Annotated in this window: 11 protein-coding genes, 3 pseudogenes and 1 other annotated feature; of the genes and pseudogenes, 11 read left to right on the top strand and 3 right to left on the bottom strand. The window is 41.0% G+C overall.

Features of this window, described 5'->3' with window-relative positions; translation table 11 throughout:
* The first annotated feature begins 11 nt into the window (after nt 1–11).
* The gene (murC, locus tag PCORN_RS08585) at nt 12–1,349 is read left to right on the top strand and encodes a UDP-N-acetylmuramate--L-alanine ligase (RefSeq protein WP_036079396.1); all 1,338 of its coding nucleotides are present in this window, start codon (nt 12–14) and stop codon (nt 1,347–1,349) included.
* Nucleotides 1,350–1,457: 108 nt separating this feature from the next.
* Here the strand turns inward: murC and PCORN_RS08580 are convergent, their stop codons facing one another.
* Nucleotides 1,458–2,570: an aminopeptidase gene (locus PCORN_RS08580; protein ID WP_036079394.1), complete on the bottom strand. Its 1,113-nt coding sequence runs from the start codon at nt 2,568–2,570 to the stop codon at nt 1,458–1,460.
* A 229-nt stretch (nt 2,571–2,799) separates the two neighbouring features.
* On the opposite strand from PCORN_RS08580, the gene PCORN_RS08575 reads away from it, so the two are divergent.
* From PCORN_RS08575 to PCORN_RS08545, 9 genes and pseudogenes are all read left to right on the top strand, one after another.
* Nucleotides 2,800–3,258, top strand: a complete 459-nt coding sequence (locus tag PCORN_RS08575; RefSeq protein ID WP_036079392.1) for a DUF948 domain-containing protein — start codon at nt 2,800–2,802, stop codon at nt 3,256–3,258.
* 22 nt (nt 3,259–3,280) lie between these two features.
* Nucleotides 3,281–3,809: pseudogene (locus PCORN_RS08570) on the top strand (YtxH domain-containing protein).
* A gap of 231 nt (nt 3,810–4,040) precedes the next feature.
* The gene (locus tag PCORN_RS17260; RefSeq protein ID WP_051999336.1) at nt 4,041–4,358 is read left to right on the top strand and encodes a hypothetical protein; all 318 of its coding nucleotides are present in this window, start codon (nt 4,041–4,043) and stop codon (nt 4,356–4,358) included.
* Nucleotides 4,309–6,258 carry a putative mucin/carbohydrate-binding domain-containing protein gene (locus PCORN_RS08565; RefSeq protein WP_051999335.1) on the top strand — a complete coding sequence of 650 codons (1,950 nt, stop codon included), beginning with the start codon at nt 4,309–4,311 and terminating at the stop codon, nt 6,256–6,258. The genes PCORN_RS17260 and PCORN_RS08565 overlap by 50 nt, the downstream gene beginning before the upstream one ends.
* Before the next feature lie 5 nt (nt 6,259–6,263).
* Nucleotides 6,264–6,386 carry a hypothetical protein gene (locus tag PCORN_RS20790; protein WP_277620175.1) on the top strand — a complete coding sequence of 41 codons (123 nt, stop codon included), beginning with the start codon at nt 6,264–6,266 and terminating at the stop codon, nt 6,384–6,386.
* A gap of 471 nt (nt 6,387–6,857) precedes the next feature.
* Nucleotides 6,858–7,943 (top strand): bifunctional 3-deoxy-7-phosphoheptulonate synthase/chorismate mutase, encoded by a 1,086-nt coding sequence (locus PCORN_RS08560; protein WP_036079387.1) that lies wholly within the window; start codon nt 6,858–6,860, stop codon nt 7,941–7,943.
* Nucleotides 7,944–8,481: 538 nt separating this feature from the next.
* Nucleotides 8,482–9,481 (top strand): annotated as a pseudogene (gene ccpA / locus PCORN_RS08555) (catabolite control protein A).
* Between the two features lie 108 nt (nt 9,482–9,589).
* Nucleotides 9,590–9,793 (top strand) — a binding site (T-box leader).
* A gap of 62 nt (nt 9,794–9,855) precedes the next feature.
* Nucleotides 9,856–11,115: a tyrosine--tRNA ligase gene (tyrS, locus tag PCORN_RS08550; protein ID WP_036079386.1), complete on the top strand. Its 1,260-nt coding sequence runs from the start codon at nt 9,856–9,858 to the stop codon at nt 11,113–11,115.
* Nucleotides 11,108–11,569, top strand: coding sequence for a GNAT family N-acetyltransferase (locus PCORN_RS08545; RefSeq protein ID WP_036079383.1), 462 nt, complete (start codon nt 11,108–11,110; stop codon nt 11,567–11,569). Before tyrS ends, PCORN_RS08545 begins: the two co-directional genes overlap by 8 nt.
* 120 nt (nt 11,570–11,689) lie before the next feature.
* On the opposite strand, the pseudogene rpsD reads toward PCORN_RS08545, so the two are convergent.
* Together rpsD and PCORN_RS08535 are read right to left on the bottom strand one after the other, a co-directional pair.
* Nucleotides 11,690–12,293, bottom strand: a pseudogene (rpsD, locus tag PCORN_RS08540) (30S ribosomal protein S4).
* A gap of 220 nt (nt 12,294–12,513) precedes the next feature.
* The gene (locus PCORN_RS08535; protein ID WP_036079379.1) at nt 12,514–13,002 is read right to left on the bottom strand and encodes a GAF domain-containing protein; all 489 of its coding nucleotides are present in this window, start codon (nt 13,000–13,002) and stop codon (nt 12,514–12,516) included.
* A 167-nt stretch (nt 13,003–13,169) separates the two neighbouring features.
* Here PCORN_RS08535 and PCORN_RS08530 point away from each other — a divergent pair, with 167 nt between their 5' ends.
* A complete protein-coding gene (locus PCORN_RS08530; protein WP_036079378.1) occupies nt 13,170–14,891 on the top strand; it encodes a septation ring formation regulator EzrA in 1,722 nt (573 codons plus the stop codon).
* Nucleotides 14,892–14,964: the final 73 nt, after the last annotated feature.

Below are 14,964 nucleotides of genomic sequence, written 5' to 3'. Positions count from 1 at the left end.
GGGTTCAATTAATGACGACGTATCATTTTGTTGGGATTAAAGGGTCAGGTATGAGTGCACTGGCTCAAATTATGTTTGATAAAGGTTTCTGTGTGCAAGGAAGCGATGTTGAGAAATATTTCTTTACACAAAAAGCACTAGAAGAGGATGGCATTAAGATTTTACCATTTTCTGAAGATAATATTCATGAAGACTTAACCATTATTGCTGGGAATGCGTTTAAGGACGATCATCCAGAGATTAAGAAAGCACTGGATATGGATTTACCGGTTATTCGTTATCACAAGTTTTTAGGACAATTAATTGATGGCTATACGAGTATTGCTGTTACTGGATCGCACGGGAAAACATCGACGACGGGGCTTCTTTCTCATGTGCTGGAAGAGTTGTGCCCGACATCTTATTTGATTGGTGATGGAACCGGAAAAGGAAACCGTGATGCTAAATATTTTGCGTTAGAGGCGTGTGAATACCAACGTCATTTCCTAGCGTATTCCCCAACATATGCTATTATGACAAACATTGATTGGGATCATCCCGACTATTTCAAGAGCGAGGATGACGTTTTCAGTGCGTTTGAATCGTTTGGGAAACAAGTGAAGAAAGCCGTTTTTGCATTGGGCGATGATAAGCAATTGCGTCGTTTAAAACTAGATGTTCCGATTGTTTATTTCGGTTTCGAAGACGGTAACGAGTTCCAAGCTAAAAATATTATTAAAGAGACGACAGGTTCGACGTTTGACGTATATCATAATGGTGAGTTGTACGGTAATTTTGTCATCCCAACCTATGGTGATCATAATGTACTTAACGCGCTCAGCGTGATTGCGCTGAGTGAATATGAGAAAATTACAGCCAAAGATGTAGCGAAAGAACTGCGCACATTTGAAGGTGTGAAGCGCCGTTTTAGTATTACGGAGAAAAAGGATCAAGTGCTAGTCGATGATTATGCACACCATCCTTCTGAAATCCGAGCGACCGTTAATGCAGCAAGACAAAAGTACCCAGATCGTCAAGTTGTTGCAGTATTCCAACCACATACATTTACGCGTACACAAGCGTTCTTGCAAGGTTTTGCGGATAGCTTGAACTTAGCTGACGAAGTATATTTGTGTGATATTTTTGGTTCAGCCCGTGAAAATCGTGGCACACTAACGATTCAAGACTTAGCAGCGAAAACAAAAGGCAATCACGTGATTCAAGAACAGCATATGGAGAGTTTATTGGCATACCCGAATGCAGTCATCCTATTTATGGGTGCAGGAGATGTTCAAAAGTTCCAAGCAGCATATGAAGGTGTTCTCGACGCAGGTGTGGAAATAATGGAAGAAAAGCGAGTAGTAAATTAATAGAATAAATGAGGAACTGTAGATGGGGATGATTCCTGGTTTGCAGTTCTTTTTTTGCATGCCTAAAAAAAGAATCCCGATGCTGAGAAGGGGATTCCTTTTTGCTGCTTAAATTAAGTTTTCCGGGTTTAATTTCTCAAGTTCTGGAATCACGAATTGGCCGTCTTTACGAATAAGCACATCATCAAAGTAAATTTCGCCGCCGCCGTATTCTGGACGTTGAATATTCACAAGATCCCAGTGAATTGCAGAGTCGTTGCCGTTTGGTGCTTCGTCGTAACATTGACCAGGCGTGAAGTGGAAGCTACCCTCGATTTTCTCATCAAATAGAATATCTTGCATCGGCTCATGGATGAATGGATTCACACCAATCGCGAACTCACCAATAAAGCGTGCGCCTTCATCTGTGTCCAAAATTTTGTTAATACGTTCGGTGTCATTGGCAGTAGCCTTCACGATTTTTCCGTTTTCAAAAGTAAAGGAAACATTTTCAAAAACGAAACCTTGATAAGGGGAAGGTGTGTTGTAGGTGATGGTTCCATTGATAGAATCGCGCACAGGAGCCGTATAAACCTCGCCATCAGGAATATTTAATTGACCAGCACATTTGATTGCAGGAATGTCTTTGATCGAAAAACGTAGGTCTGTGCCTTCTCCGACGAGACGAATGCGGTCGGTTTGATTCATCAACGTTACAAGACTCTCCATCGCTTCGCCCATTTTGCTGTAATCAAGTGTACAAACTTGGAAATAGAAATCCTCGAAGCCAACGGTGCTCATACCAGATAATTGTGCCATAGAAGCACTTGGATAACGCAGAACGACCCATTTCGTTTGCTTCACGCGAATACTCGTATGCATTTTGCCGACTGTTTCGCCGTTTATTTTTAATTTCTCAGCAGGAACATCTGATAACTCATTAATATTATCACCAGCACGCAAGCCGATGTATGCATCCATTTCCTTCATCACGTTGCCTTCAAATTCAGCAATTTTCGCATATTGTTCTGGATTTGCGCCCAGCATCATTTCCCGGTCAATTTGCGGTTCTTTCAAGGATACAAATGGAAATCCGCCAGCTTTATAGGCTTCAGCAACAAGGGATGTCACCAATTCCTTTTGCAAGCCAAAGTTTTCGATAAGTACTTTTTCGCCTGGTTGTAGGTTTACAGAGTAGTTGATTAAGTTATACGCTAGTTTTTCAATACGTGGGTCTTTCAAGAAAATCACTCCATTTCATTTTTTCCACCGTTTCGCGGCACCCCTATAGTTTACTTCAAATCTACGAAATATGCTTCCAAAAAGAATTTATCTTGTTACCGCCATGCTATTTTACTTCCCTTTTTCGCATAATATTGCTAAAATGAAGACAGCCCGTTCTTTAAAAATGGTCGTTTTACATAGACGCATTAGGGGTAAAGTGTTAGATATATGTGGAGGTGTGGAGAAGGTGGAAATAATTTTATACATTGCGGCTCTAATTGCTGCAATCGCGCTACTTGTCATTGCGGTTTATCTAGGCATGACGCTTAAATCAACCTCAAAAACAATGGATGAAGTGGCCAAATCGCTCGAGGAAATGACAGGTGAGGTCAAGGGTATTACGGATCAGGCCGAGAAACTAATGAGCAAAACGAACGATCTTCTCGAGGATATCAATGGCAAAGTAGCAAAAGTAGATCCAGTATTCGACGCTGTTGGAGACATCGGAGTATCGCTTCTTGGGCTAAGTCAATCTGTTCGTGAATTAGCAACGCTTGCAACGAATAAAGTCCACACAAATGAGACGAAAATCGTACAAGCCGTATCATTTAGTAACTCCATTTTATCATTCCGTGATAAGATGAAAGCCAATAAAGCTGCCAAACAAGCTGCGGCGGAAGCGAAAGAAGAAACAATCACTTTATAAAATGAAGATGGAGGGAAAATATATGTCTGGAAAAGATGGAATTAACGTAAAAGATTTTCTAATCGGTGGTTTAATCGGAGGTATCGTAGGTTCGGTAACGGCACTACTTTTAGCTCCAAAATCAGGTAAAGAACTACGCGGCGACTTAAACGAGCACGTAGATGTGATGAAAGAAAAAGGTTCGCAATGGAAAGATGTTGCGTACGAAAAAGGCATTGAAATTGGCAACGTAGCGAAAGACAAAAAAAGATGCCCTTGTTGATTCTGCGTCAGATTTTGTTGGCGTAGTAAAAGATAAGTCTGGTCAACTATATGAAACGGTTTCTAAACAAACGAAAACTGTAAAAGACACAGCTGCAGCAGGCATGGAAGCAACAAAGCAAGCGGCGCAAAAAGCAGGCGAAACGTTCAAGTCCGAAGTGAAAGACGCGGGCGGTGATGTGAAGCAAGCGGCAGATAAATCAAAAGAAGAAGTAAAAGACGCTTCGAAAACAGCGAAAGATAAGACAGAGAAAATTGTAGAGGACGCGCAAAAAGAACTGAAAAAGTAAGGACGAATCATAATGAGCGAAAGGCTATGAATCATGTGTTTCTGTACATGATTCATAGCCTTTTTTGTAGTTTTAATGATAATAATTGATAATAGTCACAAAAAATACATAAATAGATTTTTTATGGTGAATTTCAACATAAACGTATGTACCAATAATATTTAAAATGGTAGACTAGATTTGTATGTGTGTTCCAATAAATGCATACAAAAAAGGAAAAGGGGTTTTGAGATGAAAAAGTTAAAAATGGCGGGATTCCTAGTAATTTTACTAGCGATTACCTGTGTCAGCTTTTCAATGCAAGCGAACGCTGACGAAATCAAGACGATGAAGTTATATAAACTGGAGAATCCAACATGGCTGAGCAATGCGGGATTGGGTAAAGGGATTGGGCATGACAAACAAGACCTTGGAATTATTTTACCAGCCAATGTGGAGTTAGAGGTTCGTCAAGTGAATCCAAAGTTTACAGAGAACCTAAGAATAGAGCTCTTAAACGATGATTCAAGAACAGAAAAAAAGTGCTTCAATCACATCTTCTTGGACTAAAGTAAGTAATACGGTTACATCAGTTCCATTGATTGACACAACATTTGGGAGTGAGGCACCCATCATCGAATTTAAGCTAACAAATGCAATGAAAGCTTTACCGAACTATATGCAAGGCGATATCGAAGCTGCCTTTTTTAAAGACTGGGATAGTACAGATGCAGAATTTGCTCTTATAAAAACAAAGTATCTCCAAATTTTGGTCCCCGAAAAAGATAAGGCCTATATGAAAAATATGCGTGACTTTAAAACGGTTCATGAGTTATGTAATTATTTCACTCGTGCATTTGAGAAATACAATGAATTAGCGGGCTTATCATTTACACCAGAAAATCCTACAGATAAAAATATTCCTAACAAGTATTTCATGAAAGCCGATAAAAGTAGTGTTGGCAAGAACTATGCTTATTATGGAGGAAGTCATACAGCCAATTCTGGTGACAGTGTAGAGGATTTGTTAACAACTAATGTAACTGCTTTACATGAGATAGGTCACGGGTATCAAGGTACTTTTAATGACGGATCGTTCACTGTTGGCGAAGTCTGGAATATGCTATATGCATTTACTTATAGTGATAGTGTTCAGAAAAAGGATACATCGGAAGCCGGGATAGCTACTGCTAAAAGTGCGCAGAAATTTAATGACGACACGATGGATGAATGGTGGCATGGTGCGGGTAAGGGTCCGGTGAACGATTGGGGTGACATTGCTAAGCAACTATATTTAAGGATGTTCCTTGAAAAAGCTGGGGATAAGGGCTTAACAACTTTTAATCAAGAATATCGTAAACTAGCTAATACAGAAGGTTTTAAAGCTAATGAACATTATTTACTGGATTTAGTTTCAAAATATTTTGGGCAGGCTAGTGGCTTTGATTTTACACCAGTTATTCAGACATCAGGGGGAGTCATGTCAAAAACACAGCAAGAAGAAAATCGTGCAGAGGGCTACACCGCAGTCGCTCCATTGGTAGAACTTGTGCCCGCGTCTAAACTTGAGGCTATTCAAAATCTATTAGGTTTGAAATCGTATCTGAACTTTGTAGATATAGAACAATTAGCAAAAAGTGGTCTATCAGGAACAGCTACAATCCATCTAGATATTGACGATATCACGCAATTAAAAGGTAAATATTTAACTATCAAGAACGGGAAGAAAGAAATCAAGAAAGTAGAAATAACGGGGAAAGATATTTCACTTGGAACGTTACCTAATGGTATTTACACAATTGATGCACCAACGGGTAATACAGTGAAATATAGCCTAGATAATTACTACCTACGCGTAAAAGAGACGACAAATGATTGTACAATCAAATATACACCAAAAACCGTGGGACCTATAGCAGATCAAAAAATTCGATTCTTAGGATTATCGGATGGGGAGTTTGCTTCTGCTACGGTGAATTTAGAGCAAGGTAAGTTAGTCGTCAATACTAGTTTTGCTACGCCGCATGATTATTTTGCTGATGTTGTTTACGCAAAATTAGAAGTGCTAGATACAAATGATACAGTTGTGTATACGAAATCAATGACTGGTAAGAATACTGTTGTTGATAAAGCTGAAATAAATATCAAAGCAGGGTATAAATTGCGGATTTATCATGCGGAACCAGGTCGCTTAAAAGTAGGCGGCGCAAACATTGTGGACGTATCACAAAAAACAAATACATTTATCCTAACAAACAAAGGCTTGGAAAATGAGCGGCTTAAAAATAATCCTGAAGAGAGTTTGATCACAAGAATTAACGAAGTGGTAGCAAGAATCCAAGCTAATCCATCCTTGGCGAATGCTGTGAATTCGGAGATGAAAGATGATGTATGGGTTGCAATCCAACTTTTATCTGAACCAGCAAAATCGCAATGGGTTGGAAAATATGCAAGTTTGTTCTCGGAATAATAGCGATGGAAGAGCCACATACCAGTATTTCGATTACAGCACCAGATATCGTTTCCATTAAGCTTATTGTGGAAGGAAAAGTGGTACAAGTGGCTACGATGCAAGATGTTCAGAAATGGATCAGTTAGAACTAGAAATAACGAAATAAGAATGAAAAAACATGTGGTGGCAAAAGCTGCTACATGTTTTTTTTGTACGCCAGCATGCGCCAGTGCTAGGTGGTGGAAATCAATAATAGGCTAGGTAGTAAGAACTGTTAGGCTGTTCACCGTGAGCTAGAATCTGGAGGAGGCAGAAAGCTACGACGACGCGCATAGTATTCTTCTTGGGAAAAATGGGATTGTTGAATGCAGTGGATTAACGTATATTTTCTTGTCTCTTTTTATAACATAGGTTTGTGTTTTCTAGGCTTCTACTCGATGTGTATAAAAATAAGCTTGCAATTGGGAGGAAGTAATGTTAATATTATTTTATTCACTTTAATGCTTAAAAGCGCTTAAGCGGAAAAGTAGTATGGTGACAAATCATTATTTTTCATCTATAATTGAGTAGGTATACATTACAAAGATGTACAGGGAATTGGAGAGGTGGCAAAAAATATGGGAAATCCAAATTTAGAAGAACTACGCGCACAAGTTGATAGCTTGAATATCGAGGTTTTAGAGGCTATCAATAAACGAGCAAACTTAGTACAAGAAATCGGCAAAATAAAAGGCATGCAGGGAGTTATTCGCTTTGACCCAGTTCGTGAACGTCAAATGCTAAATGCGATTACAGATGTGAATAAAGGTCCTTTTGAAGATAGCACGATTGAGAAATTATTTAAAGAAATTTTTAAAGCTGGTTTGGAATTACAAGAAGACGACAATTCGAAGGCTTTACTTGTTTCTCGCAAAAATAAGAAAGAGGACACGATTGTCAATGTCAATGGCGTGCCGATTGGAAATGGTGTACCAACATTTGTATTCGGTCCGTGTTCTGTGGAATCTTATGAGCAAGTTGCAACGGTTGCTGGCGCTGTCCGTGATAAAGGGTTGAAATTACTTCGTGGTGGCGCATTTAAGCCACGTACGAGCCCATATGATTTCCAAGGACTTGGCGTTGAAGGATTACAAATTTTGAAACGTGTTGCTGACGAATTTGGCCTAGGCGTGATTAGTGAAATCGTGACGCCTCGTGATATCGAAGTGGCGTTAGATCATATCGATGTAATTCAAATCGGTGCACGTAACATGCAGAACTTTGAACTTCTAAAAGCGGTTGGTCAAGTAGACAAGCCAATCTTGCTAAAACGCGGGTTATCTGCGACGATTGAAGAATTTGTTGGTGCAGCCGAGTACATCATGGCGCAAGGAAACGATCAAATTATTCTTTGTGAACGTGGTATCCGTACGTACGAAAAAGCAACACGTAATACATTAGATATCTCTGCTGTTCCAATTTTAAAACAAGAAACACATTTACCAGTTATGGTTGATGTAACGCATTCTACAGGGCGTAAAGATTTATTACTTCCATGTGCAAAAGCAGCACTTGCAATTGGTGCGGATGGCGTTATGGCTGAGGTGCATCCAGATCCAGCAGTAGCTTTATCTGATTCAGCGCAACAAATGGACTTAAAAGAATTCGACGCTTTCTGGGAAGAAATTTTGAAATCGAAATTGGTCCCATCCAACATCCAATAAAGTCTTCAGCGCGGCGACAAACGATCACTTCCGTCGTTAAAAGCTGTGTTCCGATGCTCTTCTACACCATGTTTCGCATAACTTCCCACATGGTCGGGGATAAGACTCCCTCCCTGTTTTTAGTCAACATACACCAGTAGGCTCGGCTTCGGTACTCGCTTTTTCCTAGGGGCTAATCATTTGTCGCCGCGCTGAGGTTTGGTGGGGAAGCCGGATTTTTTAGTTAGTCGTATGCAGAGAGTGGTTAGGAAATGATTTCCTAGCTGCTTTTTTTGTGTATAAAAATCAGGGATGGGTTGGTTTACTTGAGTATATGTAAGGGAATACATTGGCTTTGCGAATGGGTTTTATGGTTTTAGGGGCTGAATAATCAAATGAAACGCTTTCTTCTGAATTTTTAGTAATGTAAATAATAAGTGAAAACAATTGCATAACGAAAAAAAACTATCGTATTATTAAGTGTAGGCACGGTTGTGTACGTTTACAATGGTTACATATGGCTAACCGTTAAAATAAATGAATCTGGAGAGTGAAATGAATGAATATAACAATTTATGATGTGGCGCGTGAGGCGAATGTTTCGATGGCGACGGTTTCTCGTGTTGTCAATGCGAATCCGAATGTAAAGCCGGTTACTAGAAAGAAAGTATTGGATGTTATTAAACAGCTGGGATATCGTCCTAATGCAGTGGCTAGAGGGTTGGCTAGTAAGAAGACAACGACGGTTGGTGTGATGATTCCTGATATTTCAAACGTTTTTTATGCAGAATTGGCACGTGGAATTGAAGATATTGCGACGATGTATAAATATAATATCATTTTGAGTAATTCGGATGAGAATGAAGATAAGGAATTGCAAGTTTTGAATACGTTACTTGGTAAACAAGTGGACGGCATTATCTACATGGGTGAGCGTATTTCCGAGCAGTTACAAGAGGAATTTGATCGTTCACCAGCGCCGGTTGTTTTGGCGGGTTCTGTGGATGCAGCAAATAAGATTGCATCGGTAAATATCGATTATAAACAAGCAAGTTATGAGGCTGTGTCTCGTTTCACGAAGAATGGACATAAAAAGGTGGCGTTCATTAGCGGTTCGTTAGATGAACCGGTAAACAGCGAGTTGAAATTAGGCGGGTATCGTGAAGCGCTGAAAGAAGCTAAAATTAAATTTAACGAAGACTATGTGTTGGAGGCGGCTTATAATTATGAAGCAGGTGTTAAAGCTTGGGCACAATTAAGCAGTTTGAAAGCGACGCCGGATGCGATTTATGTGGCGGATGACGAGCTTGCAATGGGTGTTTTGAACGCTGCGCTTGATGCTGGTGTGAAAGTGCCGGAAGAGCTTGAAATCGTGACTTCCAATAATACGAAATTGACATTGATGGCGCGTCCGCAATTATCCACGGTGGTTCAACCGCTTTATGATATTGGTGCGGTGGCGATGCGTCTATTGACGAAATTAATGGCAAACGAAGAAGTAGAAGAAAAAACAGTCATTTTACCTCATAGCGAAAAAAATGCGCGGAACAACGCGTTAATTTTAAGGCGAGTCGGACAGTCTAGAAATAGATTTGTTTGGCTTTTTTTTTAATAGTTTCTTGACATCTGTTTTGGGCTGTGTTAAAAATAGAAGTACAATATCATATCGAAAAGCTATGAACGGACGGAGTAGTCGCTTATCCCTGTGGAAAAGAGAGCTGGTGGTCGCTGCAAACCAGTACAAATAAGGCGGACGAATTACATCCTGGAGCATATTTGCATTTGCAAACGGTTTTTGCCGTTATCTTAATGAAGCGAGGAAGATTTCTTTCCTAAGTTGGGTGGTACCACGTATATTTTGCGTCCCTTCGTCAATAGACGGAGGGACTTTTTGCTTTGTTAGGAAGTCCATAAAGGAAAAGGAGAGAATGAAATGAATATTATTGATGAATTAGAATGGCGTGGCGCGATTTACCAACAGACCGATGAAGTGGGACTTCGTGAATTAACCGAGAAGGAATCGATTTCCCTATACTGTGGGATTGATCCGACGGGAGATTCGATGCATATTGGGCATTTGATTCCATTTATGATTTTGCGTCGTTTCCAAAACAAAGGGCATCGTCCGATTATTTTAGTTGGTGGCGCGACCGGATCGATTGGTGATCCAAGCGGTAAGAAAGAAGAGCGTCAATTGCAATCGCTTGAACAAGTCAATAAAAACGTCGAGAGCCTGCGTGGTCAGTTAGAAACGATTTTTGATTTTGCTGGTGATAATGGTGCAATCATGGTGAATAACTACGATTGGACGAAAGATTTGACGGTACTCGACTTTTTACGTGATTTTGGTAAAAATTTCAATGTGAACACGATGCTGGCGAAGGATATCGTGGCCAATCGTCTAGAAGTAGGGATTTCGTTCACAGAATTCGCGTACCAAATTTTGCAAGCGATGGATTACAATGAGTTATATGAAAATCATCATTGTCGTTTGCAGATTGGCGGTAGTGATCAGTGGGGAAATATTACAGCGGGGCTTGACTTGATTCGTAAAAAACAAGGTGAGGGCTCCAAAGCGTTCGGTTTAACGATCCCATTGCTAACAAAAGCAGATGGTACGAAATTTGGTAAAACAGAAGGTGGCGCGATTTGGCTGAACCCGGAGAAGACGACACCGTACGAGTTTTACCAGTTCTGGATTAATACGGATGATCGTGATGTTGTGAAATACTTGAAATACTTCACGTTCTTAGATCAAGGCGAAATTAGTGATTTGGAATCCGCGGTTAAATTGGAACCACATCGTCGTGCGGCACAACGCTCTTTAGCGGCTGAGATGACGCGCTTTATTCATGGGCAAGAGGCGCTGGATCAAGCGATTAAGATTTCGGAAGCTTTATTCAGTGGAGACGTGAAAGTGTTGACGGCGGATGAGATTGAGCAAGGTTTTAAAGATGTGCCAACGTTTGAGGCGACGCATGAAGAGAAGCTGCTTGTAGACTGGCTTGTGGACCTTGGTATTGAGCCGTCGAAACGCCAATCACGTGAGGATATAGGGAATGGCGCGATTTATATCAATGGTGAACGTGTGCAGGATCTGGAGAAAGTAGTGACAAAAGAGGATCGTGTGGAAGACCGTTTTACGATTGTTCGTCGCGGTAAGAAAAAATATTTCTTGGTGCGCTATGTCTGAGGGGTTACGTTTAACGGCGATGCCAAAAGAACATTTCTCTGATTTTGCGGAGGCTCTTAGTGTGGGCTATGCAAAGGATCAAGCGGATGCAGGAATTTGGCCACGCGATGAAGCGTTGTTTAAAGCGAGAATGACGACAATGGAACTGCTTCCTGATGGCGTTGCAACAAAGGATCATTTTCTTTGGGAAGTGATGCAAGGTAAGGAATTTGTCGGGACATTATGGGTTTTTCAAGAAGAGAAAACGTATTTTATCTATGATATTCTGATTTTCGATGCGTTTCAAAATAAAGGCCTCGGCAGTGAATTGTTAGTTTTGCTTGAAGAAAATGCAAAAGAACGAGGAATTACGGAGATATCGTTACATGCTTTTGCGCATAATAAGCGAGCGGTTCACGTGTATAAAAAGATGGGCTTTGAAGTAGTCGATATTACAATGAGAAAATATTTATAAAGTGTTCGTTTTGTTCGAAGCAAGATATTACGTCTAATCCGAGAAGGGGATTCGTGATATCTTGCTTTTTTTGCAACAAAAAACCACGAATGCGAGTGGCATCCGTGGTTTTTATGGCTATTAACGTGAATAAAATTCTACGATAAATGCTTCGTTGATTTCAGCGTGTAATTCTGAACGTTCTGGCAGGCGGCTTAATGTACCTGTCAGTTTTTCAGCGTCGAAAGTTAGGTATTCAGGCACGAATGCCGAAACGTCTAAGCTTTCAGCGATTGCTGATAATTTAAGAGATTTTTCGCGAACACTGATTACTTGACCAGGTGATACTTGGTAAGAAGGGATGTCTACGCGTTTTGAATCTACTACAATGTGACCGTGGTTTACTAATTGGCGTGCTGCACGACGAGTGCGAGCAAGACCTAAACGGTATACCACGTTGTCAAGGCGTTGTTCAAGTAAGATCATGAAGTTCTCACCGTGTTTACCTTGTAGTTTGCCAGCTTTTATGAACGTGTTTTTGAATTGACGTTCTGTTAAGCCGTACATGTGACGTAATTTTTGTTTCTCTGCTTGTTGTAAACCGTACTCAGAGATTTTTTTTGCGTTGTGTTGGACCGTGTTGCCCTGGAGCGTACGGACGACGTTCTAATTCTTTACCTGTTCCTGAAAGTGATAACCCTAAACGACGGGAAATTTTCCAGCTTGGACCTGTATAACGAGCCATTGATTGACTCCTCCTTTAAATTTGTTTTAGCATAAAACAAACAAGTGTGACCAACCAAATACGTGCAGTTTATCTTCATGTATCTTCGCCCTTGCAGCAGCAGGTTACAGGATACACCACGAAAAAAAATCGGGGATAAACAACGGTCATATTCATCATCACTCAAGCTGCATTTTACACGCTTTCTAGTATAGTACATTTTGCATACGCTTGTCAAACTTTATTGTATGGATGCTTTTAAAATAGTGACGACTTGCTCTAAGTAATGTTGATCTGTTTCGTCAAAACGGTTGACAGAGGGGCTGTCGACATCTAAAACGCCAAGCAGTTTTCCATCATGAACAATCGGAATAACGATTTCGGAATTGGATGCTGCGTCACAAGCAATGTGCCCGGGGAAGTCGTGTACATTTTGGACGAGGTACGTTTTCTGTTCTGCTGCGGCTGTCCCACAAACACCGCGACCGAGTGGAATTCGGATGCATGCTGGAAGGCCTTGGAATGGACCGAGGACGAGTTGATTGCTCGTTTCTTCATATAAATAGAAGCCAACCCAGTTAATGTCGGTTAGCGCTTGATTCAATAGAGCGGAGATATTGCTGATATTGGCTAGGAAGTTAGGCTCACCTGCGATCATTGCTTCGACTTGTTTGACGCATAATTGATAGTTTTCTGCTTTTGTTCCAGTGAATTTTGGAATTTCAATCATTTTTTTCACCACTTTTTCATAATTTTTGATTTTAAATAAGGCAAATACAGCGGAATCGTGTTAGAATAGTGTATGTGTATAATGAATTAGTATAGCATGGATTTGTCATTTGTACTTAATGAATCGATTTAAAAAATAGAGATAATGGGATAATAGGAGGAAACGACATGTTTGTTTGGTATTTAGTTGGCTTTGTAGTCATAGTAGCCGTTGTTTTTGCGGTCGGATACATAATGAAGAAAAAGCATTATCAGCGAATCAACGCACTTGAGGAGCAAAAAATAGAATTGATGGAGCGCCCGGTGATTGATGAGCTCACGAAGGTGAAGAAGTTGAGGCTTACCGGGCAGACGGAGGATTTGTTTGAATCATGGCGCGACTCGTGGGATGATATTGCAACGAAGTTATTTCCGAACCTGGAAGAGTATATTCTTGGAGCGGAGCAACATACGGATCGTTATCAGTTCCGCCAAGCGACGCAGATGGAGAATCAGGTCGAGCAGGTGATTCATGAAATCGATACGCAAATGAAGCAAATTTTGCGTGGGTTGAAGGAATTGATTGCTAGTGAGGAACGCAATGCGCAGGATATTCGGATGGCGAAGGATAAGTTCACGACGTTGCGCCGTGAGGTTTTGAGTAATGGTTATAAGCTTGGTGACGCGTTACATAGCGTGGAAGGTGAGTTAGATACGATTGCGGAGAACTTGAATCGGTTTGATATGCTGACGGATCAAGGAGATTATTTGGAGGCACGGGAAACGGTGTTGAATGTCCAACATGATCTGGAGAAGTTAGGCGTGAAACTGGAAAAAATACCTGTTCTACTGCGTGAGAGCGACGTTATTTTACCAGACGAAATGAGCAAGTTGCAAGCGGGTTATGATGAAATGGCGCAACAAGGCTATTTCTTAGAACAATTGCAACTGGCTGCGGAATTGGGCCGGATGAGCAATCGGGTGACGGATTTGAAAGACAAGATTGTGGCAGGGGAACTGGAAGCCGTGGAAAGCGGTGTGGCAGAACTGCATACGGAAATTAACTTGTTTTACGATACGTTAGAGCATGAGGTCGAGGCGCGCCATTTTGTGAAGGAAAATCGCATTGTGGTGGAAGCGAAACTAGAGAAACAGCTGGGTGTGTCGGACGCGTTAGCAGAGCAAATCAAAGAAGTGAAGCAGACCTATCATGTGACGGAAGAAGACTTGGCGAGCTACCTGAAAATTGCAAGCCAGTTAGAGCTCCAAAAAGAACAATTGGCGACCGTTACGGAACGACTTTCTGAGGTCAAAATTGCGTATTCTGCGGCAGAGGATGCGTTGAAAGAAATCGATGCGGTTGTGTCGACGATCTCCCTAGAGCAAGACGCGTTTGCAGAAGAATTGCGCTCCTTACGAAAAGATGAATTAGAGGCGCGTGAGGATGCAGATAGAATGCGTCGGGCGATTCTGAATCTGAACCGCAGATTGGATCGTGAGCGTCTTCCTGGTAAGCCAGAGGACTACTTGGCGCTATGTGAGCACATGGAAGCATCGATTTCCAAGTTAGAACAGAAATTGGAAGAGAAGCCGCTGAATATGAAATCGGTGAACCATGAGTGGCAAGTAGCGCAACAGGATTTAGATCATTTGACTGAAAAAGCGGATGAAATGATTGAGAATGCGCATTTAGTTGAGCATGTGATTCAGTATGCGAACCGTTATCGTTTGCAGACGCCGGACCTTGCAATAGCGCTGCGTCAAGCAGAAGATCATTTTTATGATGATTATCAATATAAGAAAGCGCTGGAACTTTCGGTGACTGCTTTGGAAAAAGTGGAGCCGAGTGCGTTTAAGAAGATTGAGAAGGCGTATGAAATGAAGATAAATGTGGATGAAGTAGAGGAATAGTGAAGTGGGAAATGTCGTCTTATCCGAGTAAGAAGGATGGGACGATTTTTCTTTTTGCTATTCTGTGATAGAA

The sequence above is a fragment of the Listeria cornellensis FSL F6-0969 genome (genome assembly GCF_000525855.1).
Lineage (GTDB): Bacteria > Bacillota > Bacilli > Lactobacillales > Listeriaceae > Listeria_A > Listeria_A cornellensis.
Note: the sequence above shows the minus strand (reverse complement) of the source record. Positions and strands in the feature narration are given on the sequence as shown.